22 protein-coding genes and 2 rRNA genes (1 of these 24 only partly in view) are annotated in these 26022 nt (G+C 68.8%); 14 read left to right on the top strand and 10 right to left on the bottom strand.

Annotated elements, in window-relative coordinates; genetic code table 11:
• Window positions 1–216 precede the first annotated feature (216 nt).
• The 9 genes from LXB15_RS19865 (at window position 217) to LXB15_RS19825 (ending at window position 12786) form a co-directional block, all read left to right on the top strand.
• Window positions 217–1167: an ImuA family protein gene (locus LXB15_RS19865; protein WP_233950080.1), complete on the top strand. Its 951-nt coding sequence runs from the start codon at window positions 217–219 to the stop codon at window positions 1165–1167.
• On the top strand, window positions 1055–2647 hold the full coding sequence (locus LXB15_RS19860) for a DNA polymerase Y family protein (RefSeq protein ID WP_370640250.1): 1593 nt from the start codon (window positions 1055–1057) through the stop codon (window positions 2645–2647). The genes LXB15_RS19865 and LXB15_RS19860 overlap by 113 nt, the downstream gene beginning before the upstream one ends.
• On the top strand, window positions 2644–6156 hold the full coding sequence (locus LXB15_RS19855) for an error-prone DNA polymerase (RefSeq protein WP_233950079.1): 3513 nt from the start codon (window positions 2644–2646) through the stop codon (window positions 6154–6156). Before LXB15_RS19860 ends, LXB15_RS19855 begins: the two co-directional genes overlap by 4 nt.
• A gap of 97 nt (window positions 6157–6253) precedes the next feature.
• The gene (locus LXB15_RS19850) at window positions 6254–7321 is read left to right on the top strand and encodes a c-type cytochrome (RefSeq protein ID WP_233950078.1); all 1068 of its coding nucleotides are present in this window, start codon (window positions 6254–6256) and stop codon (window positions 7319–7321) included.
• On the top strand, window positions 7318–9879 hold the full coding sequence (ctaD, locus tag LXB15_RS19845) for a cytochrome c oxidase subunit I (protein ID WP_233950077.1): 2562 nt from the start codon (window positions 7318–7320) through the stop codon (window positions 9877–9879). Before LXB15_RS19850 ends, ctaD begins: the two co-directional genes overlap by 4 nt.
• Before the next feature lie 10 nt (window positions 9880–9889).
• Entirely contained in the window at window positions 9890–10267 is a 378-nt protein-coding gene (locus LXB15_RS19840; RefSeq protein WP_233950076.1) for a hypothetical protein, read from the top strand.
• A gap of 74 nt (window positions 10268–10341) precedes the next feature.
• Window positions 10342–10980 (top strand): cytochrome c oxidase assembly protein, encoded by a 639-nt coding sequence (locus LXB15_RS19835; protein ID WP_233950075.1) that lies wholly within the window; start codon window positions 10342–10344, stop codon window positions 10978–10980.
• Window positions 10980–12293 carry a c-type cytochrome gene (locus LXB15_RS19830; protein ID WP_233950074.1) on the top strand — a complete coding sequence of 438 codons (1314 nt, stop codon included), beginning with the start codon at window positions 10980–10982 and terminating at the stop codon, window positions 12291–12293. Before LXB15_RS19835 ends, LXB15_RS19830 begins: the two co-directional genes overlap by 1 nt.
• A 70-nt stretch (window positions 12294–12363) precedes the next feature.
• Window positions 12364–12786 carry a metallopeptidase family protein gene (locus tag LXB15_RS19825; RefSeq protein WP_233950073.1) on the top strand — a complete coding sequence of 141 codons (423 nt, stop codon included), beginning with the start codon at window positions 12364–12366 and terminating at the stop codon, window positions 12784–12786.
• Between the two features lie 16 nt (window positions 12787–12802).
• Here LXB15_RS19825 and LXB15_RS19820 read toward each other — a convergent pair whose 3' ends face one another.
• Together LXB15_RS19820 and LXB15_RS19815 are read right to left on the bottom strand one after the other, a co-directional pair.
• Window positions 12803–13009 (bottom strand): DUF1737 domain-containing protein, encoded by a 207-nt coding sequence (locus tag LXB15_RS19820; RefSeq protein ID WP_233950072.1) that lies wholly within the window; start codon window positions 13007–13009, stop codon window positions 12803–12805.
• Window positions 13006–13911, bottom strand: coding sequence for a CoA ester lyase (locus tag LXB15_RS19815; protein WP_233950071.1), 906 nt, complete (start codon window positions 13909–13911; stop codon window positions 13006–13008). The genes LXB15_RS19820 and LXB15_RS19815 overlap by 4 nt, the downstream gene beginning before the upstream one ends.
• Before the next feature lie 124 nt (window positions 13912–14035).
• Here LXB15_RS19815 and leuD point away from each other — a divergent pair, with 124 nt between their 5' ends.
• Together leuD and LXB15_RS19805 are read left to right on the top strand one after the other, a co-directional pair.
• The gene (gene leuD, locus LXB15_RS19810; RefSeq protein ID WP_233950070.1) at window positions 14036–14641 is read left to right on the top strand and encodes a 3-isopropylmalate dehydratase small subunit; all 606 of its coding nucleotides are present in this window, start codon (window positions 14036–14038) and stop codon (window positions 14639–14641) included.
• Between the two features lie 60 nt (window positions 14642–14701).
• Complete coding sequence (locus tag LXB15_RS19805) at window positions 14702–15313, top strand: hypothetical protein (protein WP_233950069.1); 612 nt, start codon at window positions 14702–14704, stop codon at window positions 15311–15313.
• A gap of 25 nt (window positions 15314–15338) precedes the next feature.
• Here LXB15_RS19805 and LXB15_RS19800 read toward each other — a convergent pair whose 3' ends face one another.
• On the bottom strand, window positions 15339–16244 hold the full coding sequence (locus LXB15_RS19800) for a mechanosensitive ion channel family protein (RefSeq protein ID WP_233950068.1): 906 nt from the start codon (window positions 16242–16244) through the stop codon (window positions 15339–15341).
• A gap of 271 nt (window positions 16245–16515) precedes the next feature.
• On the opposite strand from LXB15_RS19800, the gene leuB reads away from it, so the two are divergent.
• Window positions 16516–17631 (top strand): 3-isopropylmalate dehydrogenase, encoded by a 1116-nt coding sequence (leuB, locus tag LXB15_RS19795; protein WP_233950067.1) that lies wholly within the window; start codon window positions 16516–16518, stop codon window positions 17629–17631.
• Between the two features lie 123 nt (window positions 17632–17754).
• Here the strand turns inward: leuB and LXB15_RS19790 are convergent, their stop codons facing one another.
• From LXB15_RS19790 to LXB15_RS19780, 3 genes are all read right to left on the bottom strand, one after another.
• Window positions 17755–19467 carry an MFS transporter gene (locus LXB15_RS19790; protein WP_233950066.1) on the bottom strand — a complete coding sequence of 571 codons (1713 nt, stop codon included), beginning with the start codon at window positions 19465–19467 and terminating at the stop codon, window positions 17755–17757.
• Between the two features lie 539 nt (window positions 19468–20006).
• Window positions 20007–20486 (bottom strand): DUF6644 family protein, encoded by a 480-nt coding sequence (locus LXB15_RS19785; protein ID WP_233950065.1) that lies wholly within the window; start codon window positions 20484–20486, stop codon window positions 20007–20009.
• A gap of 19 nt (window positions 20487–20505) precedes the next feature.
• Entirely contained in the window at window positions 20506–20898 is a 393-nt protein-coding gene (locus tag LXB15_RS19780; protein ID WP_233950064.1) for a DUF6152 family protein, read from the bottom strand.
• 249 nt (window positions 20899–21147) lie between these two features.
• Between LXB15_RS19780 and LXB15_RS19775 the strand changes: the two genes are divergently transcribed.
• Entirely contained in the window at window positions 21148–22179 is a 1032-nt protein-coding gene (locus LXB15_RS19775; RefSeq protein ID WP_233950063.1) for an aspartate-semialdehyde dehydrogenase, read from the top strand.
• Between the two features lie 92 nt (window positions 22180–22271).
• Here LXB15_RS19775 and LXB15_RS19770 read toward each other — a convergent pair whose 3' ends face one another.
• Entirely contained in the window at window positions 22272–22724 is a 453-nt protein-coding gene (locus LXB15_RS19770; protein ID WP_233950062.1) for a pyridoxamine 5'-phosphate oxidase family protein, read from the bottom strand.
• Between the two features lie 232 nt (window positions 22725–22956).
• Between LXB15_RS19770 and LXB15_RS19765 the strand changes: the two genes are divergently transcribed.
• Window positions 22957–23619 carry an OmpA family protein gene (locus LXB15_RS19765; RefSeq protein ID WP_233950061.1) on the top strand — a complete coding sequence of 221 codons (663 nt, stop codon included), beginning with the start codon at window positions 22957–22959 and terminating at the stop codon, window positions 23617–23619.
• A 93-nt stretch (window positions 23620–23712) separates the two neighbouring features.
• On the opposite strand, the gene LXB15_RS19760 is transcribed toward LXB15_RS19765, so the two are convergent.
• From LXB15_RS19760 to LXB15_RS19750, 3 genes are all read right to left on the bottom strand, one after another.
• The gene (locus tag LXB15_RS19760) at window positions 23713–23922 is read right to left on the bottom strand and encodes a hypothetical protein (RefSeq protein WP_233950060.1); all 210 of its coding nucleotides are present in this window, start codon (window positions 23920–23922) and stop codon (window positions 23713–23715) included.
• A gap of 462 nt (window positions 23923–24384) precedes the next feature.
• A 5S ribosomal RNA gene (gene rrf / locus LXB15_RS19755) occupies window positions 24385–24499 on the bottom strand.
• Between the two features lie 192 nt (window positions 24500–24691).
• Window positions 24692–26022, bottom strand: a 23S ribosomal RNA gene (locus LXB15_RS19750); it runs 1480 nt beyond the window's last position.

The following is a 26022-nucleotide window of genomic DNA, read 5'->3' as shown; positions in this document are numbered from 1 at the left end:
CGCATTCGGACGACCCTGAAGCCGCCGCGATCCCTCGCGGCGGCTTTTTATTTTGTGAATCCAAGGAATCCAGTCCTCTCCGGCCTCACCCTTGGTCCCCTCTCCAGACTCCGCTTGACTCTCCTCGGGCCCTCTGGAATCCATAGGAACATATCAGGAACAAACCTCTTGCCGAGGCGGAACGGCCGCAAAGCCCTGCGGACGAAGGAGAATCCTATGGCCTCGACCGATCTGTCCTCGCTGTACCGCGCCGGGGGAGACGCCGCTGCGCGTCCGCCCGGCGCCGGTGGGGTTTCTAGGAATCATGCCCTTGCCGGGCTCAAGGCGCGGATCGCCGCGATCGAGGGCGAGCCGGTCTGCCGGCTGGAGAACCCGGACGGCGGCGGCCGCGACCAGGTGGCGCGGCGCAGCGCGCTGGCGCTCACCTCGCTCGGCTGCCCCGAGGCGGACGCCGCCCTCGGCGGCGGCTTTCCCACCACCGGCCTCAGCGAGATCCATCTCGACGAGACGCGTGACGGCGGCACGCTTTCGGGCTTTGCCATGGCCCTCGCCATCCGCTTCGGCGCCCGGCCGGGCCGGCCGCTGCTGTGGATCGGCGATGCCCTCGCCTTTGCCGAGGCGGGCCTGCCCTACGGGCCCGGCCTTGCCGGCTTCGGCCTCGACCCCGCCGCGCTCTGCCTGGTGCGCACGAAGCGGCTGGAGGAAGCCGCCTGGGCCGCCGAGGAGGCCGCCGCCTCCCCGGCGCTGGCGATGGCGATCCTCGAGATCCGCGGCAATCCGGCCCGGCTGGGGCTGGAAGGCACGCGGCGGCTGCATCTGCGGGCCAGAGCCGCCGGCCTGCCGCTATTGCTGCTGCGCCAGAGCGCCCGGGCCGAGGCCACCGCCGCGCCGCTGCGGCTGCGCATCCGGCCGGGACCCGCCGCGCCCGTCGCCGATCTCGCCGGCGAGCGGCGGCTGATCGGCGATCCGGTGTTTGCCGTGGCGGTGGAAAAATCCCGCGCCGGCCGTCCCCACGATGTTCTCCTGGAGTGGAAATCCGATGAGCGACGTTTCGATGCCGCGCAGCCGGCGGCCGCGCTTTCTCGCCGTGTCGCTGCCGAAACTCTCGACCGACCGGATCCGGCGCGCGCGGATGGGGCGGTTCTGGCGCTCCGCCGCACCGGCTGAGGCGGCAGCGGCACCGCTGGCGCTCTACGCGCCGGTCGGCAGCGCCTTTCACATCGCCGCCGTCTGCGACCGCGCCGAGGCGCTGGGCCTCGTCCCCGGAACCGGGCTCGCCGAGGCGAAGGCGCGCTTCCTGGGGCTGGAGACGCTGCCGGCCGAACCCGATGCCGACCGACGGCTGCTCGAGGCGGTGGCCGACTGGTGCGACCGCTATACGCCGCTGGTCGCGCTCGATCCGCCGGCCGGGCTGGTGCTCGACATTTCCGGCTGCGCGCATCTCTTCGGTGGCGAGAAGGCGCTGATGGACGATCTCCTGGCCCGGCTGTTCCACCAGGGATTCCGCGCGACGGCGGCGATCGCCAGCCATGCCGGCACCGCTCTGGCGCTGGTTGGGCATGGCGACCGGCCCTGCGTGCCGGCCGGGGGCGAGCGCGCCGCGGTGCTCGCCTTGCCGGTCGCCGCCCTTCGTCTCGCGCCGGATCTCGAGGCGATGCTGCAGCGGCTCGGGCTGAAGAATGTCGGCGCGCTGCTTTCGCTGCCGCGCGCCGGCCTCGCCAGGCGTTTCGGCGCCGGACTGCTCGAACGGCTCGACGAAGCGGTGGGCCTCGCCGAGCGGCCGATCGGCCCGCGCCGGCCGGTCCCGGCGCTGCTCGCCGAGCGCCCGCTGTTCGAGCCGATCAGCCTGGTCGAGGATGTCGAGCGCATCCTGTTCTGCCTCGCGGAGCGGCTGAAAATCGATCTTGAACGCCGCGGCGAGGGCGCGCGGCGGCTGGAACTGTCGCTGTTCAGGGTCGACGGGGCGGTCAACCGCCTGATGGTCGGCGCGGCCCGGCCGGTGCGCGAGCCGTCGCGGATCCTGCGGCTGTTCCGCGAGCGGATGAAGGGTCTGGGCGAGGATTTCGACGCCGGCTTCGGCTACAACCTCGTCAAGCTGGCGGTGCACGACACCGAGACGATGGCCGAGATCCAGACCGATCTGTCCGGCGAGAGCGGCGGCGAGGACGGCTTTGCCGGGCTGGTCGACCGGCTCGGCGCGCGGCTCGGCGAAGCGCAGGTGCTGCGGCTGAAGCCGGGGGCCAGCCACCGTCCCGAGCGCGCCGGCAGCTGGCGGCCGGTGACGGCCGCGGCGCCGGCGCCCTGGCTGGCCGCAGCCGTCGGGGCCGCCGCCGCGCCGCGGCCGCTGCGCATGCTGGCGGTGCCGGAGCCGGTCGAGGCGAGCTTCGAGGTACCCGACGGCGCGCCGCTGAAGTTCCGCTGGCGCCGGGCGCTGCACGTGGTGCGCCGCGCCGAGGGGCCGGAGCGCATCGCCGCCGAATGGTGGCGCGAGGCGGATGCGGCGACGCGCGACTATTACCGGGTGGAGGACGATGCGGGGCGGCGCTTCTGGCTGTTCCGCGAAGGAAGAGCCGATCCCGAGATCGATCCCGAGCTGCAGATCCCGGACGGTCGGCCCGCCTGGTTCATGCACGGGCTCTTCGCATGAGGATCGACCCCTACCGCCCGCCGCGGCCGTTTTTCGAGATCGGCGTCGCCAGCTGCTTCTCCTTCCTCGCCGGCGCCTCGCAGCCGGAGGAACTGGTCGTGACCGCGCACCGACTGGGCCTTGCCGGCCTCGGTCTTGCCGACCGCAACAGCCTCGCCGGCGTGGTGCGGGCCTATCAGGCGGCCAAGGAGGCGGCGCTGCCCTATGCGCCCGGCGCCCGGCTGGTGTTTGCCGACGAAACGCCCGACATCTTCGCCTATCCGCGCGACAGGGCCGGCTGGGGCCGGCTCTGCCGGCTGCTCAGCCGCGGCAATCTGCGCACCGAGAAGGGCGACTGCATCCTGACCCTGCCCGACCTGCTGGAATGGGGCGGGGACATCAACCTTGCGCTGCTGGCGCCGGCGGCGCTCGGCGGCGGCACCGAGGCCGAGCCCGTCGAGGCGGCGGTCGGCGCCTCTCTCGATGCCCTCGCCGAAGCCTTTCCGCAGCGTGTCTGGCTGGCCGCGGCGCCCGCCCATGACGGGCTCGACCCGCGCCGCCTCGCCCGCGCCGCGCGGCTTGCCGAACGCTGCCGGACCCCGCTTCTCGCCACCAACGACGCCTTCTACCACGCCCCCGGCCGCCGCAGGCTGAAGGACGTGATGACCGCGATCGCCGCCCACGTGCCGATCGCCGAGGCGGGCACCATCCTCACACGGAATGCCGAGCGCCACCTCAAGGCCCCGCGCGAGATCGAGCGGCTGTTCCGCCACCATCCGGCCGCGATCGAAAATGCCGGGCATTTCTTCGCAGGACTCGGCTTCGACCTGAAGAGCCTCTCCTACGAATATCCCGACGAGGCCCTTAGCCTGACCCGCAGCCCGGAAGAGGAGCTGCGCTTCCTCGCCCATGAAGGGGCGAAATGGCGCTATCCGCAGGGCGTGCCCGAGAGCGTCACCACCCAGATCGACTACGAGCTGAAGATCATCGCCGAGCTGAAATACGAGCCGTATTTCCTCACCGTCCACCACATCGTCCGCCACGCCCGCGAGCGCGGCATCCTCTGCCAGGGCCGCGGCTCGGCCGCCAATTCCGTCGTCTGCTTCGCCATCGGCATCACCGAGGTCTCGCCGGAGCGCGCCGGCCTGCTGTTCGAGCGCTTCATCTCGTCGGACCGGCGCGAGCCGCCGGACATCGACATCGATTTCGAGCACGAGCGCCGCGAGGAGGTGATCCAGTACATCTTCGAGCATTACGGCCGCGACAACGCCGCGCTCGCCGCCACCGTCATCACCTATCGTGCCCGCTCCGCGGCGCGCGAGGTCGGCAAGGCGTTCGGCCTGTCGCAGGACGCGGTCGCGGCCCTCTCGGGCTCGGTCTGGGGCTATCACGCCGGCGATCTCGGCGACCGGGAAGCCGCCGCCGCAGGCCTTTCCGCCAGCGATCCGACCACCGCCAACGTGTTGAAATACGCCGCCGAGATCGCCGGCTTCCCGCGCCATCTCTCCCAGCATGTCGGCGGCTTCGTCATCACCAGGGGGCGCATCGACGAGGTCGTGCCGATCCTCCACAGCGCCATGGAGGGGCGCACCATCGTCGAGTGGGACAAGGACGACCTCGACGAGCTCGGCATCCTCAAGATCGACATCCTGGCGCTCGGCATGCTGTCCTGCCTGCGCCGCGCCTTCGACCTGCTCGAGGCCCATTACGGCCGGAGGGTGACCCTCGCCGAGCTCTCGGAGTCGCAGGATGATAAGCCGACTTACGAGATGATCCGCCGGGCCGACACGCTGGGCGTCTTCCAGATCGAGAGCCGGGCGCAGATGACCATGCTGCCGAAGCTCCGGCCCGACTGCTTCTACGACCTCGTCATCGAGGTGGCGATCGTGCGGCCGGGTCCCATCCAGGGCGACATGGTCCACCCCTATCTGCGCCGCAAGATGGGGCTGGAAGAGGTGACCTACCCAAAACCGGAACTCAAAGAGGTACTGGGCCGCACCCTCGGCGTGCCGCTGTTCCAGGAACAGGCGATGAAGATCGCCATCGTCGCCGCCGGCTTCACCCCCAACGAGGCCGACCGGCTGCGCCGGGCCATGGCGACCTTCCGCCGGGTCGGCACCATCCACACCTTCCAGAAGAAGATGGTCGAGGGCATGGTCGACCGCGGCTACGAGCGCGACTTCGCCGAGCGCTGCTTCAAGCAGATCGAGGGATTCGGCGAATACGGCTTTCCCGAAAGCCACGCCGCCTCCTTCGCGCTGCTGGTCTACGCCTCCTGCTGGCTGAAATGCCATTATCCGGACGTCTTCGCGGCCGCCCTCCTCAACGCCCAGCCGATGGGCTTCTACGCCCCGGCGCAGATCGTCCGGGACGCCAGCGAGCACGGCGTCGAGATGCGGCCGGTCGACGTCAACCATTCGGCCTACGACCAGACGCTGGAGGAAGCCCCTTTCGATCCCCGCCGCGTCAAGCCGCGCCACCATTCGATGCAGGGCGTGATCAAGACGCGCCATGCCGTGCGGCTCGGCTTTCGCCAGGTGAAGGGTCTCGGCGAGGCCGAGATGACGGCGCTGGTGGCGGCGCGCAGGGCCGGCTACGATTCGGTCCGCGACCTCTGGCTGCGCTCCGGGCTGAAGCGCGCGACGATCGAGCGGCTGGCCGATGCCGACGCCTTCGGCTCGCTCGGCCTTTCCCGCCGCGACGCGCTCTGGGCCTGCCGGGCGCTCGATCCGAACGGCGCCGCCGAGCGGCTGCCGCTGTTCGAACGTGCGGCGGCAGCCGATCTGCAGGTCGAGCCGGATGCGCATCTGCCGCCGATGCCGGTCGGCGAGGAGGTGATCAACGACTACCGCTTCCTGTCGCTGTCGCTGAAGGCGCATCCGGTCTCCTTCGTGCGACGCGAGCTCGACGCCCTGCGGGTCATGCCGGACGAGAAGCTGGAGCGGCACGCCTCCGGCAGCCGCGTCAGCGTCGCCGGCCTCGTCCTCGTGCGCCAGCGGCCGGGCTCGGCCAAGGGCGTCATCTTCATGACCATCGAAGACGAGACGGGCGTTGCCAACATCATCGTCTGGCCGAAAACCTTCGAGCGCTTCCGGCCGATCGTGCTCGGCGCCCGCTTCGTGCGGGTGGACGGCCGGATGCAGGCCGATCACGGCGTCATCCATGTCGTGGCGGAGACGATCACCGACCTCACGCCGCTGCTGATGGGCGTCGCCCGCGGCGACTTCCCGGCCAATGCCGGTCTCGCGCCGGCCGACCACGTCCGCAACCCGCTGCGCAAGCCTCAGCCGCGGACTCCGGTTGAGGCCGGCCCGGCGACGACCGCGCCGCAGGCCGCCTTCCTCGAAAGCTCGCTCGGCGCTGCCCTGGCGCGGGCCGACGAGGTGCGCCGTCCGGTCGACGAGGGCCGCCTGCAGAAGCAGCTGATGCACCGGCATCTGCGCATGGTCGTGGCCGGCCGCGGCCCGCCCGGCGCCGCCAACGACCGCGAGGTCCGGCAGGTCCTGCCGAAGGGACGGAATTTCCAGTAAGGCCGGTTTCGGCCACCTGCCGGGGTGGCCGAAACCACGCAGCCTGCTAGTTAACGCAATGCGGCAGAAATCGGGCCGCGCGGGGGAAAGGAAAATCATGCGGCGAAAGCAGCCGAGCCGATCGCAGCGGACGATCCATGCTGCTCGCCCAGCCGAAACCCCGCCTCAGGCCACTGCCCCGGCCCCCCTCGCCGCCGTTTCGCTCGCCGGGCTCCTGAGCGGCTGCACCGGACCGCAATCCGCCTTTGCCGGCGCCGGCAGCGAGGCCGAAAACGTCGCCTTCCTGTTCTGGGTCATGCTGGTGGGCGCCGTCGTGATCTGGGTCCTCGTCATCGGCTTCAGCATCTTCGTCACCAAGGCGCGTCCGGGAGCCTTCAGCGAAGCCGCGGGACTCAGGCTGATCATCTGGGGTGGCGGCGTCTTTCCGGTCGTCGTCCTCGCCGCCCTCCTGACCTGGGGCTTGTCGATCATGCCGGATTTCCGCCGCGAGGCCGACGGCCCGACCATCGCGGTCTCGGCCGAGCGCTTCTGGTGGCGCGTCGCCTACGATGTCGAGGGCGAACCGGGCGTCGCCAAGAGCCTGCCTCCCGGCGGCGTCGAGAGCGCCAACGAGATCTGGCTGCCGGTCGGCCGCCGCTCCGAGATCCTGCTCGGCAGTCCCGACGTCATCCATTCGCTGTGGGTGCCCGCCATCGCCGGCAAGACCGACGCGATCCCCGGCCGGGTCAACCGCCTTGTGCTCGAGCCGACGCGCGAGGGCGTCTACCACGGCGTCTGCGCCGAGTTCTGCGGCGACGCCCACGCGCAGATGGGCTTCCGCGTCGTCGCCGTGCCGCAAGCCGAGTATGACGCCCACGTCGCCCACCAGGCCGAACCCGCCGCCGTGACCAGCGGCCCGGGGCTGGACCTCTTCCTGTCGAGCGGCTGCGGCGCCTGCCACACCGTGCGCGGCACGCCGGCGGACGGCGCGGTCGGGCCCGACCTCACCCATGTCGCCGGGCGCCGCACCATCGGCGCCGGCCTGCTGCCGACGACCGAGGCCAGCATCGCCGCCTTCATCCACTCGCCCAACCACGTCAAGCCGGGCGTCGAGATGCCCGCCTTCGGCGCCTTGCCCGACACCGAGATCGCCGCCATCGCCGGCTGGCTGGGAGCCCTGCGATGAGCGACGCCCGTTTCGGCATTCCGGGGATCACCGGCGCGACCCATGCCGACCAGGAGGATCCGGCGGTCCGCCAGGGCCAGGAGGCGCGCCTCGCCAAGGTCTGGGAGGCGCCGAAGGGCTGGCGCTACTGGTCGGCGGTCAACAACACCGAAGTCGGCATCTGGTACACCGCCACCGCCTTCGCCTTCATGCTGTTCGCCGGCGTGCTCGGCCTGATGATGCGGGTGCAGCTGGCGGTCCCGGAGAACGACTTCCTCTCCGCCAATCTCTACAACCAGGCCTACACGCTGCACGGCACGGTGATGATGTTCCTGTTCGCCGTGCCAATCTTCGAGGCGGTGGCGATCGTCATCCTGCCGCAGATGCTGGGGGCCCGCGACCTGCCGTTCCCGCGGCTCTCGGCCTTCGGCTACTGGTGCTTCCTGATCGGCGGCGTCTTCGTCTGCGGGTCGATCTTCTTCTCCTCGGCGCCGACCAGCGGCTGGTTTATGTATCCGCCGCTGACCACCCAGGAGCGCTTCACCCCCGGCTACGGGCCGGACATCTGGCTGCTCGGCCTCTCCTTCATCGAGGTGGCCTCGATCGCCGCGGCGGTGGAGCTGATCGTCGGCACGCTGAAATGCCGGCCGCCCGGCATGCGGCTCAACCTGATGCCGCTCTATGCCTGGTACGTGCTGGTGGTCGCCGGCATGATCCTCTTCGCCTTCCCGCCGCTGATCGCCGGCGACATCCTGTTCGAGCTCGAGCGGCTGTTCAACTGGCCGTTCTTCGACCCGGAGCGCGGCGGCGATCCGATCCTCTGGCAGCACCTGTTCTGGATCTTCGGCCACCCCGAGGTCTACATCGTCTTCCTGCCGGCGATCGCCCTCCTGGCGATGATCGTCCCGACCTTCGCGCAGCGCCCGTTGCTCGGCTATTCCTGGATCGTGCTCGCCGCCGTCGGCACCGGCTTCCTGTCCTTCGGCCTGTGGGCCCACCACATGTACACGACGGGCCTTCCGTCGATCTCGCTCGGCTTCTTCTCCGCCGCCTCCGAGGCAGTGGCGATCCCCACCGGGGTGCAGATCTTCGTCTTCCTGGCGACGCTGCTCACCGGCCGGGTGATCTATTCGGTGCCGATGCTGTTCGTCTCCGGCGCCCTGGCGATCTTCGTCCTCGGCGGGCTGACCGGCGTGATGGTGGCGATCGTGCCCTTCGACTGGCAGGCCCACGACACCTATTTCGTCGTCGCGCACCTGCACTACGTGCTGATCGGCGGCATGCTGTTCCCGGTGGTGGCGGGCATCTACTACTACTGGCCGATGATCACCGGCCGCAAACTGTCGGACCGGCTGGGCAAGGTCGCCTTCTGGTTGATGTTCGTCGGCTTCAACCTGGCCTTCCTGCCGATGCACTGGTCGGGCCTGATGGGCATGCCGCGCCGCGTCTGGACCTATCCCGCCGGCCTCTCCCTCGACCTGCCGAACCTGCTCTCCTCGATCGGCGCCTTCGTCTTCGCCGCCGGTTTCCTCGTCGTGGTGTTCGAGGCGCTGCGTCCGCGCGGCCACCTTCCCTACGCCCCGCGCAACGTCTGGAACGCCGGCACGCCGGAATGGCTGGCCGATACCGATGACAAGGGCTGGGGCGTCCGCTCGATCCCGCTGATCACCACCCGCTATCCGCTCTGGGAACAGCCGAACTTCGTCGACGACGTCGACAAGGGGCGGTTCTACCTGCCCGACGCCGAGGAGATGCAGCGCGAGACGCTGGTCACCGGCGTGCTCGACGCGACGCCCGCGCAGTGCCTGCGCGTGCCCGGCCCGACCTTCATGACGTTCTGGGCGGCGGTCCTGCTCGGCGCCGTGTTCATCTTCGCCACCTTCCACTGGTGGCTGGCGACGATGGTCTCGATGGTGCTGGCCACCGGCGCGATCATCCTCTGGCTCTGGCGCGGCACCGCCATCATCCCGGAGAAGCCGACCAAGGATGTCGGGCGCGGCCTGACGCTGCCGCTCTACGTCTCGGGGCCACGATCGGTCGGCTGGTGGGCGATGCTGATCACCATGATCGGCGACAGCACCGCCTTCCTGTCGCTAGTCTTCGGCTATTATTTCTTCTTCACCATCCACGTCGACTTCCCGCCGGCCGATGCCGACGGACCCGGCCTGTTCTGGCCGCTCACCGCCCTGGCCCTCGTGCTGGCGGCATGGCTCGCGGCGCAGCTGGCGTTGCGGATCAACCGGGCCGGCGGGGTGGGCGCGGCGCGGCTGCTGATGGCCGGCGGCGGCGTCCTTTCGCTCGCCGGCGGAGCGGCGCTGGTCTACGCACCCTTCGTCACCGGCCTCGACCCGGTGACGCATGTCTACCCGGCAACGGTTTGGGTGCTGGCCATCTGGACGTCGGTGCACGCTGCCGTCGGCGCGCTGATGCTGTTCTACTGCCTCGCCCGGTCGCTGGCCGGACGCATGACGCCCGTGCACGACATCGACATATCCAATGTCGCGCTCTACTGGCACTTCATGGCGGCAACGGCGGCGATCGCCGTCGCCACCGTCGCCCTGTTCCCGCTGGCAGTCTGAGGAGGCGCGGATGAACACGCCGAAGCAGACCCAGGATACGCTCTGGACGCTGATCATCGCGCCCACCGTCTGGGCCCTGCACTTCCTGCTCTGCTACATCGTCGCGGCCTTCCAGTGCGCACCGAATGTCGAGGTGTTCGAGCCGATCGGCGGAACCCGCGCCCTGGTTGCAGGACTGACGGCCGTGGCGCTGGCGATCATCGCGCTGGTGTTCCGCCGCTCGCTGGGCGAGTGGCGCGGCCATGGGCGCGGCTTCAGGCACGATGCCGATTCCGATCTCGACCGCGAGCGCTTCCTCGAGTTCTCGACGCTGCTGCTCGCCGCCTTGTCCTTCGTGGCGGTGATCTTCGTCGCCCTGCCGGCCGTCTTCAACGTGGACTGCCGATGAGCCGCGCCCGGTCCCCCTCCCGCGCCGCCGCCCTCCCGGCAGCGATCCTTGGTGCGCCTGCGGGGCATTCCGTCGTGCAAGCCTGGCCGCTGGCCGCCGGCGCGCTGCTGCTCGCGCTGCTCTGGCTCGGGCCGCTGCCGGTTCGCGCCGAGGGCTCCTTCGCCGCGCACATGGTCATGCACATGGGCGTCGTCGCGCTGGCCGCGCCGCTTCTCGCCGTCGGCCTTGCCCGCATGCTTCCCGCCGCGGTGGCGAAGCTGACGCCTGCCGTCGCCATCGTCGCGTCCCTTGCCGAGTTCGCCGCCGTCTGGGCTTGGCACGCGCCGGCGCTGCACGACGCGGCGCGCGCCGAGGCTTCCGTCTTCGTGCTCGAGCAGGCCTCGTTCCTGGCCGTCGGCCTCCTGGTTTGGACCAGCGCCATCGGCGCGGCGGGCAGCCTGCGGCCGGCGGCGCGGGCGGCGGGCATCGGCGCCCTGCTCGTCACCTCGATGCACATGACGCTGCTGGGCGGGCTGCTGCTCTTCGCGCCGCGCCCGCTCTACGCCTGCGCCGCGCTCTGCGCCCCGGCGGCGACCCTGACGCCGCTCGGCGACCAGCAGCTCGGCGGCGCCATCATGCTGGCGGCCGGCGGCAGCGCCTATCTGGCCGGCGGCCTCGTGCTGCTCGCCTCGATCCTGCGCGATCCCGCGCCGGCGCAAGGCGGGAGCAACTGATGCGCATCGACTTCGTCGCCACCTGGAAGACCGTCCTCGCCGCGATCGCCGGCGCGGTCGCCCTCGCCTTCGCCGTCAGCCTGTCCGGCCTCGTGCCGATCGCCGCCTCGTCCGGGCATTTCGGCCCGGTCGGCTGGTTCCTGCATTTCACCATGCAGAACGTCGTCGACCGCCAGTCGATGCTGATCGACGTCCCGGACGACATCGACCTCGACGATCCGGCACTGGTGCGCCGGGCCGCCGGCCATTTCGCCACCGGCTGCGCCCCCTGCCACGGCGCGCCGGGCGTGCCGCAGTCGCCCGTCGTCCTGTCGATGACTCCGGCGCCGCCCCGGCTCGAGGAAAAGATCCCCGAATGGGAGGACCGCGAGCTCTTCTGGATCGTCAAGCACGGGATCAAGTATTCCGGCATGCCGGCGTGGCCGGCCCTGGACCGCGACGACGAGGTGTGGGCGCAGGTCGCCTTCCTGCGCGCCCTGCCGGCCATGACGCCGCAGATCTATGCCGACCTGGCGCTGGGCGGCGCACGCCCGATCCTGGAGCTCGAAGCCGGCGGCGAGACCCTCGCCGGCCTCGACGGCATCGTCGAGGAAGCGCTCGCCGACTGCGCCCGCTGTCACGGTCGCGAGGGCCTCGGCGCGGGTGCGGATGCGTCCGGCCGCGCCTTTCCGCCGATCGCCGGCCAGCCGGCGCCCTATCTCCTCGCGACGCTGCTGGCTTTCGCCGAGGGCGAGCGCCATTCCGGCTTCATGCAGCCGCCGGCGACGCGCTATTCGCCGGAGGTGCTGGCGCGGCTTGCCGCCTGGTATGCCGACCAGCCAACGCCGGGCGAAGCCGGGCTGGCCCCGATGGCGGGAATCGACGGAACCGAACCGGCTGCGGCCGGCGCACCCGCCGACTGGCAGGGCCTGCCGCTTCCTGAGCGCGAGGACGGCATCCCGGCGCAGATCCTGCCGGCAAAGGCCCGCTCGGAAAACCAGCTGGTTCCGGCCGCGGCCGCCGGCGGCCCGCCCGAGGACCGGCCGGCGCTTCTCGCCCTCGGCCGCCTGATCGCCGAGCGCGGCATTGCCTCGCGCAAGATCCCGGCCTGCGAGAGCTGTCATGGGGCGGCCGGGCGCGAACGCGAGCCGCTGTATCCCTATCTCGCCGGCCAGCCGGAATGGTACGCGCGAACCCACCTGCATCTCTGGAAGGAAGGGGAGCGCGGCGGCACGCCGCTCTCCCACGTGATGGGGAAGATCGCGGTCAACATGACCGACGAGCAGATCGATGCGGTCGCCGCCTGGTACGCCTCCCTGCCGACGGGCCGGTGACGCCCGGGCTTTTATCCGCGGTGCCGGACGCCTAGATGGGCGGCGAGACGAGGCAGGAAGGGCACGACGCATGACGGCTGGAAACGACGCAACCGGCTGGCGCGGCCGCATGGCCCCCGGCCTCGACGACATCGAGGCGCTGGCGATCGAGGCCTATGCGGAACTGCCCGAGGCCTTCCGCGCGCTCTGCGGCGACATCCGGTTCCTGGTCGCCGACTTCCCCGACGACGACGTCGTCAGGGAGATGGAGCTGGAGAGCCCGTTCGACATTCTCGGCCTGTTCGAGGGCCGCGGCGTCGGCGAACTGGCGACGCCGGTCACCGGGGAACTGCCGAATCGCATCCTGCTCTACCGCCGGCCGATGCTCGACTACTGGGCCGAGCACGAGGAGACGCTGGACTATCTCGTCCGGCACGTGCTGATCCACGAGATCGGCCACCATTTCGGCCTGTCGGACGACGACATGGAGACGCTGGAGGCGAATGCCGACTGACCGGGCTGCGCGGCGCCTACTGCTCGCCGAGCTTCATCGCCGGGTCGTAGTCCTTGCCCTCGACGGTCTTGGTCACCGCCTGGCCGCAGCGCATCCTGCCGCTCGCGGCATCGAAGGCATAGGTCGGGGAGCCGTGCAGCGCCCATCCCCTGGACAGCGCCAGCGAAACCTTGTGGCAGAAGGCGGCATCGTCCTCGCCGGTGAGCAGTCGGTAGAGCTTCATGGGCGGGAGCTTCCTTCCGTGCGTCGATGGTCGGTGGCCGTGATCGCGGCCTGGACGGCGAGCAGCTGCCGCGCCTGCTCGAGATGCAGCCGCTCAACCATCCGCCCGTCGATCTGGATGACGCCCTTGCCTTCGTTCGACGGATCGGCAAAGGCCGCCACGACGCGCTCGGCCCCGGCCACGGCCTCGGGCGACGGCCCGAAGGCGGCGTTGGCGGGGGCGATCTGCGCCGGGTGGATCAGCGTCTTGCCGTCAAAGCCCATGCGTCGGCCGGCCGCGCACTCGGCTTCGTAGCCGGCAATGTCGCGGAAGTCGGCATAGACGCCGTCGAGCACCGACAGGCCGTGGGCCTTTGCCGCAAGCACGATCTGCATCAGCCAGGGCAGCAGTTCCGCCCGGCCCTGCCCCGGCTCGATCCCGGTCGACAGCGCGATGTCGTTCGGCCCCACCACCAGGGCGTCGAGGCGGCAGCGCGGCGCGGCGGCGGCCAGTTCGGCGACGTTCAGGATGCCGCGGGGCGTCTCGACCATCGCCCAGAGCCGCAGCGACGGCGGGGCATCGGTCTCGGCCAGCGCGTCGGCGACCTGGCGCAGCCCGGCGACGGTCTCCACCTTGGGCAGCAGGATCGCATCCACCCCGGCGCCCCGTGCCATCAGCAGATCCTCGGTCCCGTGGGAACTGTCGAGCGGATTGATGCGCACGATCCGCTCGCCCGGAAAGCGGCTCGCGGCGAGATGGTCGCGCAGCCGCTCGCGCGCCGCATCCTTCTCCTGCGGCGCCGCCGAATCCTCGAGGTCGTAGATCAGCCCGTCGGCGGCAAGCGAGACGGATTTCTCCAGCGCGCGGGCGTTGGCGGCGGGCACGAACAGCAGCGATCGGCGGGGGCGCGGAGCAAGGGTCATGCGTCCTCTTCGCCGATTCACGTGAAACAGGCAATCGCCGCGGCAGCCTGCGGAGTTTGCCCCGCCCGCCCGAGATGCTATTGCCCTGCCATGTGAGCCGTCACGCCAGGGAAGGATAGCGGGGATGCAGAAATTCGACACGCTGACGGGGATCGCCGCCCCGCTACCGATGGTCAATGTCGACACCGACATGATCATCCCGAAGGACTATCTGAAGACGATCAAGCGCACCGGCCTCGGCAGCGGCCTGTTCGCCGAGATGCGCTACCGCGACGACGGCTCGGAGAACCCCGACTTCGTCCTCAACCTGCCCGCCTACCGCCAGGCCAGCATCCTCGTCGCCGGCGACAATTTCGGCTGCGGCTCCTCGCGTGAGCACGCGCCCTGGGCGCTGCTCGACTTCGGCATCCGCTGCGTGATCTCCACGTCCTTCGCCGACATCTTCTACAACAACTGCTTCAAGAACGGCATCCTGCCGATCCGCGTCACGCCCGAGCAGCTGGCGCTGCTGATGGACGACGCCGAGCGCGGCGCCAACGCGCGCCTCACCGTCGACCTCGTGTCGCAGACGATCAGCGGCCCCGACGGCGGCACGATCGGCTTCGAGATCGACCCGTTCCGCAAGCACTGCCTGCTCAACGGGCTCGACGACATCGGTCTGACCATGGAGAAGGCGGACGCGATCGGCAGTTACGAGACCGCTCTCGCCGAGCGCCGGCCCTGGGCGTGAACGCACGCGTCTCCCCGTCGTGAGGCGCGAAGGGTCCCGGGGTCTGCCGGCCACCGCGCCATGACCGCCTGGCTTTCCGCGAATGTCGACCTGATCGGCCTGGCGGTGAACGTCGCCATGCTCGGCGTCTGGATCGTCTATCTGCAGCTGCTGCTGAACGGCTACCGGCGCCAGCGCCGCTCCTCGATCCTCATCACCCGCGGCGCCGGCTCGGGCGTCCGCTCGCGCTGCCTCGTCACCAACATGAGCGTCGAGCCGATCTACGTCACCAGCCTGATCGCCACGATGATCTCGCCCGAGGGCCGCTACGAGGTCGCGCTGACCGATCTGCGCGACCTGCCGGAGGATCTCGGCGCCGACCCGCGATCGACCATGGGCCAGGGCAGCCTGGTCACCGGCCAGTATATCGATCTCGGCCATTTCGACGAATTGCTCGTCAAGCTCGGGCAGGACCGGCCCGACGCGCCGGCGCCGGATGCGGTAACCGTGCTGGAGCTGGTCGTCGTCGCGCTCTACGGCTCCAGCCACCGCCCGGTCGGCGCCGAGCGGCACTTCGCGCTGGAGCCGCGCGCCGCCGGGGTCCGGATCGTGCCGCAGACGGTGGAGACGCAGCAGCTGCGCTCGCGCCGGGCCCGCCTCAAGCTGCGGCGCCAGCTGGCGCGCCACATGTAGGCTGCGGCGACGACGCGCAGCCGCGTCAGGCGGCTGCCTCGCGTCGTCCGCCCGACCCCTCGCGCAACTGCCGGGCGATCTCGGCCCAAGCCTTCGCCTCGGCCGGCCGGGGGATCCGCTCGCCGAGCGGCAGCTTCTCGAGCATGTCGATGAGGATCGCCTGCTCCAGCGCTCGCGCGTCCTTCACCAGGCAGTAGATCATCACGTGGAACTGCAGCTTGCCGATATCGCTGGTGGCGACCGCGACCTCGTGGCCCGGCCCCGCGATGTCGGCGCCTGCCTTGCCGGCGGTCAGGCGGTGGAACCGCGTCGCCCGCTCGAGGTCCCCGGCCAGCGCCTCCTGCGCCGCGGCGTGGATGAGGTCGACGACCTGACGCGCCGGGACCGGCGTCTCCATCGTCAGCGTGAAGCGGTGCGGCGCATACTGGCGCGGCTGCGGCTCCACCCGCACCGGACCGGTGAGCAGGATCGAGTTCGGCAGCATCACCATCCGGCCGGTGCCGGCATGGCCGAGATGGTGCGCCGGCAGTTCCATGATGGTCGTCGAGAACAGCCCATGGTCGATCACCTCGCCATGGATGCCGGTCAGCTCGATCCGGTCGCCGACCTTGAACAGATGGCCGCCGAAGCGCAGCACCGAGCCGGCGACGCACATCAGCAGCTCCTTCGTCGCCACGACCAGCGCCACCATCACCGCGGCGAGCGAGAACATGATGTTCTGGATCTCGCTCAGCCAGATGCCGAGCAGCGCGACCGCGATCGCGGCGTTGCAGACGGCGCGGATGGTGAAGCGGCGGCGCCGCGCGGCGAGCGGGTCGCACCGCCCGGTCACCGCCCATTCGACGGCCCAGCGCGCCACCGTGACCCCGGCGAGGATCATCAGGCTGAGCGTGATGTTGTCGGCGACATGGGATGGAATGAAGAAGGGCAAGGAGCGGCTCCCGAGCGCCGGCATATGCCGGACGCCTCCCCCGAGGGAGTGGCGGCCGGCCCGGCGGTGTGCATCCGTTGATCACCGCTTATCCGCCCGCCGCGGTTAACGGGACCTTGCCGGATTGTGGCCATTGCAAGACTTTCTTCATGCCGAAGCGCCGGGCGCCGCAAGCCGGCCGTGACCGGTCGGATTTGCGCCCCGCGGGGTGTCCGCCGCCCCTTTCTGGTGTAAAGCCGGCTCGACTTTTCCCCGACAGAGGACCTGCCCCATGACCCCCCGCAAGCTCCTGCTCCTTCCCGGCGACGGCATCGGCCCGGAGGCGATGGCGGAGGTCGAAAAGCTAGTCGTGGTCCTGAACGACGCGGCCGGGGCCGGCTTCACCACCGAGACCGCGCTGGTCGGCGGCGCCGCCTACGACGCCGAGGGGGCGCCGGTCTCCGACGCCACCATGGACCTGGCGCTGGCCGCCGACGCGGTGCTGTTCGGCGCCGTCGGCGGTCCGAAATGGGACGGCGTCGCCTACGACAAGCGCCCCGAGGCCGGGCTGCTGCGGCTGCGCAAGGACATGCAGCTCTTCGCCAATCTCAGGCCGGCGATCTGCTATCCGGCGCTCGCCGACGCCTCGAGCCTGAAGCGCGAGATCATCGAAGGGCTGGACCTCCTGATCGTGCGGGAGCTGACCGGCGGCGTCTATTTCGGCGAGCCGAAGGAGATCATCGATCTCGGTAACGGCCAGAAGCGGGCGATCGACACGCAGGTCTACGACACCTACGAGATCGAGCGCATCGCAAGGGCCGCCTTCGAGCTGGCGCGCACCCGCCGCGGCAAGGTGACATCGATGGAAAAGCGCAACGTCATGAAGTCCGGCCTCTACTGGAACGAGGTCGTCACGCGCGTCCACCGCGAGGAATATGCCGACCTGACGCTCGAGCACATGCTGGCCGATTCCGGCGGCATGCAGCTGGTGCGCGCCCCCAAGCAGTTCGACGTGATCGTCACCGACAATCTCTTCGGCGACATGCTGTCCGACATCGCCGCCATGCTGACCGGCTCGCTCGGCATGCTGCCCTCGGCGTCGCTCGGCGCCGCGGATGCGGCCACCGGCCAGCGCAAGGCGCTTTACGAGCCGGTGCACGGCTCGGCGCCGGACATCGCCGGTCAGGGCGTCGCGAATCCGCTGGCGATGATCGCCTCGCTGGCCATGGCGCTGCGCTATTCCTTCGCGATGATCGCCGAGGCCGATGCGCTCGAGGCGTCGATCGCCGAGGTTCTGGAGAGCGGCGTGCGGACAGCCGACATCATGGCGCCGGGCGCGACCCGCGTCGGCACGGCGGCGATGGGCGACGCGGTGATCGCGGCCTTCACGCGCAGGCTCGCCGCCTGACCGCCGGCGGCCCGGCAACGGGCGCCGGCGTTCCGCCGGCCTGAACTGCGGGGGCTATCGCTCCCCTCGAACGCAAAAGGGCCCGGCGTCGCCGCCGGGCCCTTTTTTCGTTTGTCTGTCGCCTCAGTCGTTGAGATCGATGTTGCGCCGGTCGGTCACGAACAGCGCGCCGATGATGATCGTCAGCACCGCGAAGCCGACCGGATACCAGAGGCCGGCATAGATATCGCCGGTCGAGGCGACGATCGCGAAGGACGTGGCCGGCAGGAGCCCGCCGAACCAGCCGTTGCCGATATGGTAGGGCAGCGACATGGCGGTGTAGCGGATGCGGGTCGGGAAGAACTCGACCAGCGCCGCCGCGATGGGGCCGTAGACGATGGTGACGTAGATCACCATGACCCAGAGGATCGCGACGATCGTCAGTGCCTGGGCATTGCCGAACACCGAGAAGAAGCCATCGACCTTGACCTTGGCGGCATCGTCGGCGGCCGGGTAGCCGGCGGAAACGGTTGCGGGTCCAAGGCGCTGGGCAAAGGTCTCTTCGGTGCCGTCGGCAAGCGTCGCCGGGGCCACGGGCACGTCCGTCCCGTTGATCGATACCGTCGTCGGCGATCCCGCCGGCGCCGTCACCAGCGTGTAGGTGAAGGCCTGCTGCGACAGCGTGCGGCGCGCGACGTCGCAGGGCTCGGTGAAGGTCCGGATGCCGACCGGATCGAACAGCGATCCGCAGGTTGCCGGGTCCGCGGAGACCTGGATGTCGACATTCTCGATCGCCGCCGCATAGGTCGGGTTGGCGGTGCTGGTGAGCGCCTGGAACAGCGGGAAGTAGGTGATCGCCGCGAGGGCGCAGCCCGACAGGATCACCCATTTGCGCCCGACCCGGTCCGACAGGGCGCCGAATACCAGGAAGAACGGCGTGCCGAGGATGAGCGACCAGGCGATCAGGACGTTCGCCGTCAGGAGGTCGATCTTCAGGATGCTCTGCAGGAAGAACAGGGCGTAGAACTGCCCCGTGTACCAGACCACCGCCTGGCCGACGACGAGGCCGAACAGCGCGATCAGGACGATCTTGCCGTTCTTCCAGGTGCCGAAGGCTTCGGTCAGCGGCGCCTTCGAGCGGGTGCCCTCTTCCTTCATCTTCTGGAAGATCGGCGATTCGTTCATCTGCAGGCGGATGTAGATGGAGACCGCGAGCAGCAGCGCCGAGCCGAGGAACGGCAGGCGCCAGCCGCCTTCGAGGCCGAAGAAGACCGGGAAGGTGGTGGCGAAGGCTTCCTCGCCCATGTTGACGCGCAGCGTCACGATGACGGCGAGCGACAGCAGCAGGCCGAGCGTCGCCGTGGTCTGGATCCACGCGGTGTAGAAGCCGCGGCGGCCGCGCGGCGCGTGCTCGGCCACATAGACCGCGGCCCCGCCGTATTCGCCGCCGAGCGCCAGGCCCTGCAGCATGCGCAGCGCGATCAGGAGGACGGGCGCCACCCAGCCGATCTGTTCGTAACTCGGCAGGAGGCCGACGAAGAAGGTCGACAGGCCCATGATGACGATGGTGATGAGGAAGGTGTATTTGCGCCCGACGAGATCGCCGAGGCGCCCGAAGACCAGGGCGCCGAAGGGGCGGACGAGGAAGCCGGCAGCAAACGCCAGCAGCGCGAAGATCGCCTGCGTGGCCGGCGGGAACGCCGAGAAGAACTGGCGGCCGATGATGACGGCCAGCGTTCCATAGAGATAGAAGTCGTACCATTCGAAAATGGTGCCGAGGGAAGAGGCGAGGATCACCTTCTTCTCTTCCCGGCTCATCGGCCGTTTGGCCTCCTGGACCGTACCGATCGTCGTCATCTTGCCGTTGCCCCTCCCTCAGGGCGCGCATTCGCCCACGGGCGATGTTGATTTTTAAGTTCTTGCCGGCCTGCCCTGCGGGTTCTTCCCGCACTGTTGGCAGGGTGCGGGACGCCGCGTACCTGCATGGCCTGACGCAGCCAGTGGTAGCGCGAAAGCCGGATCAGGAAAATTGCGCCGTTAGTCTTAGGGAAGGCAGTTGCGACAGTACCGAGGCAAGAACACCCGGCTAGTTGCCTGGCTTGCAATGGACCATCGCGCGCCGGGCTCCTGGATGTGCGCGTGGAGACATGGCGCCGCGGCGCAACCCTTCGGCGACTGGCGCATTTCCGATACATGAAAACGGAGATGACAAGATGATCAGAGGTATCCTGAAGGCGTTGTTCCTCGGCTGGATCGCCAAGCGCGCCAGCCGTGGCTTCGGCAGCAACCGCACCCCGCAGCGTCGTCCGGACTGAGCCGGCCGGACTGCAACGGATCCGCCCGCGGCGGACCGCATCAAAAACGGCGCCCCAGGGCGCCGTTTTTTCGTGGCGCTCCTATTCGAAGCCGATGAGGCGACCCGCGACGATCGCCGTCGTCCAGATCGCCAGCGACGCGGCCGCGGACAGTCGCAGCCGGGACGTGACGATCCCGAGCGGGCTTTGAACGGCCTGCCAGCCGCGGCTGCGGTGCACGAGGATCGCATGCGCAGCCCCTAGGGCGACGAGCCCGATCTTCGCCAGGAAGAACGGGTTGCGGGCATAGTCGACCGGCTGCACGAGGAACAGCAGCGCCCCGGTGGCCAGCGCCATCCCCAGCCCGGCCGCCGCGATACGCGGCAGGAAGGCCGCCAGCGGCTGTACCGGTACAGAGCGGGCGACGCCGAGCAGCCGCAGATCCAGCGCGACGATCGAGCCGAACAGCGTCGCCAGCGCCGCGATGTGCGCCGCATTGACCAGCGGATAGGCGTAAAGCGACGTCCGCAAGGCAACGGCCAGCGGCGTCGCCCCTAGGCCACCCAGGAAATCGCCGATCATCGCAGGGCTTCGTCGTGCCTCATGCGCCCGGCGTCAGCGTCTTCTCGCGGCGCGGATAGACGTCGTAGGTCTTGCCATTGACGGTCACCGTCTCCGCCTTGAACACGCGCTCTTGGCGGTCGCGCGAGCGATGCCCGGTGAACGAGGCCGTATCCCCGACCGCGGCGACGCCTTCGACGAGGCCGGAGCGGGCGGTCGCCGAGGGTGGCGCGAGATCGACGCGCCAGACGCCGTCTTCGGCGGCGATGTCGAAATAGGCATGCGGATTGCCGAGAGACATCGCCTCGATCGTACCGGCCAGGCGGCTTTCCTCGTCCTCGGTCCAGGCCCAGCCGTGATGGGCGAGCGCCGGCAAGGCGGCGAGCGCGGCGGCCGCAAGCGCCACCGGCAGTGTCAGTCTGCTGCGGATCATGGGAAACTCCCGTGCTGACGAACCCGGTCATGCTGCCCGCATGACCCCTGGCACCAGCAACTACCGCGCCGCGCGCCGACGTCGCATAAAGCTCGCGTGATTGACAATCCGGCCGATCCCGCGCATATCGCGGCGATGTCCGCGCGCTCCACCAAAACGCCGTTGATCTGACGCCGCCTGCCCCGATGGTCTCCCCCGGGGCGGAACACGGGCGTGCGAAGATCGGTGGGGAGAGCGAAGGGTGTTTTCATGGGTTACAAGGTCGCCGTCGTCGGCGCTACCGGCAATGTCGGTCGCGAGATGCTGAACATCCTCGCCGAGCGGGGCTTTCCGGCCGACGAGGTCGTCGCACTGGCCTCGCGCCGCAGCCTCAACACCGAGGTCTCCTACGGCGACAAGACGCTGAAGACCAAGCCGCTCGACCAGTACGATTTCACCGGCACCGACATCTGCCTGATGTCGGCCGGCGGCGACGTCTCGAAGGAATGGTCGCCGCGCATCGCCGCCAAGGGCTGCGTCGTCATCGATAATTCCTCGGCCTTCCGCTACGACCAGGACGTGCCGCTGATCGTGCCCGAGGTGAACGCCGACGCCATCGCCGGCTTCTCCCGCAAGAACATCATCGCCAATCCCAACTGCTCGACCGCCCAGCTGGTCGTCGCGCTGAAGCCGCTGCACGACTTCGCCACGATCAAGCGCATCGTCGTGTCGACCTATCAGTCGGTCTCCGGCGCCGGCAAGGAAGGCATGGACGAGCTGTTCACCCAGTCGCGCGCGGTGTTCGTCGCCGACGAGATCGAGAACAAGAAGTTCACCAAGCGCATCGCCTTCAACGTCATCCCCCATATCGACGTCTTCATGGAGGACGGCTCCACCAAGGAGGAGTGGAAGGTGATGGTCGAGACCAAGAAGATGCTCGACCCGAAGATCAAGGTGACCTGCACCGCGGTGCGCGTGCCGGTGTTCATCGGCCATGCCGAGGCGGTCAACATCGAATTCGAGAAGCCGATCACCGCCGACCAGGCGCGCGACATCCTGCGCGAGGCCCCGGGCTGCCTCGTCGTCGACAAGCGCGAGAACGGCGGCTACATCACGCCGTACGAATCCGCCGGCGAGGATGCGACCTACATCTCGCGCATCCGCGAGGACCAGACGCTCGAAAACGGCCTCAACATCTGGATCGTCGCCGACAATCTGCGCAAGGGCGCGGCGCTGAACACCGTCCAGATCGCCGAACTCCTGGTCAATCGCGGCCTGCTGAAGGCCGCCAAGGCCGCCTGAACCGACACCAGAAGAAATGTGACCCCGGGGGCCGGCCGACCGCTCCCCGGGAGGCTCTGTGACCGCTTGCGCCGCACCGGGACACCGTCGCCTCAGAGCGTGACCGTGTCGCTGTGGCCGAAGCCCTTGGTATAGTCGAGCACCGAGATCACCACCGGCGTCAGCCGGAAGATCGCCACCTCCTCCGGCCCCGGCATGGGCACCGGCAGGCTAGTGCCGGCGGGGTATTTCAGCGGCATCAGCCGCAACGCCGCCTCCGCCTCGGCGCGATCCGTCACCTTCAGTGCCCGGGCCGCCATGGACAGGCCGGTGATCGCCATCAGGTCGGGCGTGTCGTGGTCGATGGTCAGCGACACCCGGTCGTCATGCGCGAGATTGGCCGACTTCTGGCTGTCGAGGGCGCAGAGGAAATACAGCGTCATCCCGACATTCGCGTAGCCGACCGTCGTCGCCTGCGGCCAGCCGTCGGGCCTGAGCGTCGCCAGCGTCATTACCCGGTGCTGGTCGAGAAGTTCGAGGATCTTGGCTTCGAGGTGGCTGTCCATCGTTCGCTCCGGCGTCCGCTACGGACCCGATCCTCGATCCGGGCGCCGCGTCCGACCCTGATCGGCGTCAAGCCGCCGCCCGCCGCGCCGTGACCCCATCGCAACAAGCCTCAGAATTTCTGCGCGGGCGCCGGCCAGCCCCAATCCAGTCATTTGTGCTGTCTAACCCGGCTGAGATCGTACAACGAGGCGGCGCGCCCGAGCGCTGCCCGCATCGGGCTGGATACCGCGCATGAAGAAACTCGCTCTCGTCCTCGCATTCACCACGGCCTTCGCCGGCTGCACGACGGATCCCTATACCGGGCAATCGCAGCTCTCCAACACCGTCGGCGGCGCCGGTATCGGCGCCGGCGTCGGCGCACTGGGTGGCTATCTCGTCGGCCGCGCCACCGGCGTCGATGCCGGTCGCGCGGCACTGATCGGCGCCGGCATCGGCACGATCGGCGGCGCCGGCGTCGGCGCCTACATGGACAATCAGGAAGCCAAGCTGCGGGCGCAGCTGCAGGGTACCGGCGTCTCGGTGACCCGCGTCGGCGACCGCATCATCCTCAACATGCCGTCGAACATCACCTTCCCGACCGACCAGGCGTCGATCCTGCCCGGCTTCTACCCGACGCTCACCTCCGTCGCGCTGGTGCTGAAGGAGTTCGACCGCTCCATCGTCGACGTCTACGGCCACACCGACAGCCAGGGATCGGACGCCTATAACTTCCAGCTCTCGCAGCAGCGCGCCAGCTCGGTCAGCCAGTATCTGGCGAGCCAGGGCGTCAATCCGCGCCGCCTCAACACCCAGGGCTTCGGCGAGACGCAGCCCGTCGCCTCGAACGCCACGGAATCCGGCCGGGCGCAGAACCGACGGGTGGAGATCGCCATCTCGCCGCTGACCGCCGGCTGACATCGCCTCCAGGGCGAACGAGAAAGGGGCGGCGTCTTGCGACACCGCCCCTTTTTGCTGTGCCGCGCGGGCCCCAAGGCGCGCGCGGTGATCTCAGTAGTTGCGGCCGATGACGCCGCCGGCAACGGCGCCGCCGACACCGCCCACGACCGCGCCGCCGGTCCCGGCCACGGCATCACCGATGAGCGCGCCCGAGACGCCGCCGATGCCGGCACCGGCGACCGTGCGCTGGGTGCGGCTGCAACCGGCCGACACGACCAGGGTCGATGCGACGAGTGCGATGACCGCAGATCTGATTACCATGCTGAATTCTCCGTCTTGACGCCCTTCGAGCGCCCCATCTGTCTGTCCCGCAAGGCGAAATAGCGGCGGCACGGCATTTGGCGAGGATCTGTCCCCTGGTGTGACTTCGCCATCACCGTCCGCGATGGCGCGCGATCGACGTGGCCGCGTCCGTCTGTGGAATGTGTGGGTTCTTGAGGTGCGGCGTCGCCAGGCGAACGACATGCCCGCCGTCATGATGCGCAGCTGGGAAGGCCTACGCGTTGGCGTCGGTCCGCGAGGCGTCGGCATTCGTCGGGATGCGTACGGCGGTGGTCAGCCGATCCTCGGCCCGAACCATCGCCAGCCTTCGCCGGCGCCTGTGCCGCCCGCCAATCACGCGGAATCCGGACGCGCCAAAGCCCCCGCCTGGGGGCGGGGGCGTTTGGGGATGATGGTGTATGTGGATTGATTGGTGAAGTTTTTCACGCTTGCGATTTGCAGACCTGGCGGCGACCGACTTTCCCGCGTCTTGAGACGAAGTATCATAGGCGCTGGGGCGTTTCACGGCCGAGTTCGGAATGGGATCGGGTGCGGCCGCCCCGCTAGAACCACCAGGTCGGCAAATGGCAAGGGTGATCGAGAAGCTGGTGCTGGTTTCAGAGTGAGGCGTTGGTGCGCCGGTTCCGTTGCCTGCCGCCTTGCGGCGGGTTGGCACGGCGCGCCGGCTTTTGGCCGAGCGGGCCGTTGTCGTTGGAACGGGCCGTTGTCCGGTCCGGCTTTTTGGGCCGGTGGACATTGGCGAATGAGAACGATCAAGCCGATCGAGCGATTAGTACCGGTAAGCTTCATGCGTTGCCGCACTTCCACACCCGGCCTATCAACGTGGTGGTCTACCACGGCTCTGATAGGGAGTACTCGTTTTCAGGTGGGTTTCCCGCTTAGATGCCTTCAGCGGTTATCCCGGCCGTACATAGCTACCCTGCACTGCGGCTGGCGCCACAACAGGTCCACCAGAGGTACGTCCAACCCGGTCCTCTCGTACTAGGGTCAGATCCTGTCAATACTCCTACACCCACGGCAGATAGGGACCGAACTGTCTCACGACGTTCTGAACCCAACTCACGTACCGCTTTAAATGGCGAACAGCCATACCCTTGGGACCTGCTCCAGCCCCAGGATGCGATGAGTCGACATCGAGGTGCCAAACAACCCCGTCGATATGGACTCTTGGGGGTCATCAGCCTGTTATCCCCGGCGTACCTTTTATCCGTTGAGCGATGGCCCTTCCACGCGGGACCACCGGATCACTATGACCGACTTTCGTCTCTGCTCGACGTGTCTGTCTCGCAGTCAGGCGGGCTTATGCCATTGCACTCGACGACCGATTTCCGACCGGTCTGAGCCCACCATCGCGCGCCTCCGTTACTCTTTGGGAGGCGACCGCCCCAGTCAAACTACCCACCATACACTGTCCCGGATCCGGATAACGGACCGCGGTTAGACATCCATATAGGTAAGGGTGGTATTTCAAGGATGGCTCCACACGAGCTGGCGCCCATGCTTCCAAGCCTACCACCTATCCTACACATGCCGACACGAATGCCAGTGTAAAGCTATAGTAAAGGTGCACGGGGTCTTTCCGTCTGACCGCAGGAACCCCGCATCTTCACGGGGAATTCAATTTCACTGAGTCTATGCTGGAGACAGCGGGGAAGTCGTTACGCCATTCGTGCAGGTCGGAACTTACCCGACAAGGAATTTCGCTACCTTAGGACCGTTATAGTTACGGCCGCCGTTTACTGGGGCTTCGATTCAGAGCTTGCACCCCTCCTCTTAACCTTCCAGCACCGGGCAGGCGTCAGACCCTATACGTCGTCTTGCGACTTCGCAGAGCCCTGTGTTTTTGATAAACAGTCGCTACCCCCTGGTCTGTGCCACCCTCACCCACTTGCGTGAATGAGGGTCACGCTTCTTCCGAAGTTACGCGTGCAATTTGCCGAGTTCCTTCAGCATAGTTCTCTCAAGCGCCTTGGTATACTCTACCAGTCCACCTGTGTCGGTTTCGGGTACGGTCTATACGGAGGAGCTATTTCCTGGGACCACTTCGCCGCACGATCAATCCAATAAGACCGTACGACA

The sequence above is a fragment of the Aurantimonas sp. HBX-1 genome, assembly GCF_021391535.1.
In the GTDB taxonomy this organism is placed as follows: domain Bacteria; phylum Pseudomonadota; class Alphaproteobacteria; order Rhizobiales; family Rhizobiaceae; genus Aurantimonas.
This window is presented reverse-complemented; position numbering and strand designations above follow the sequence as displayed.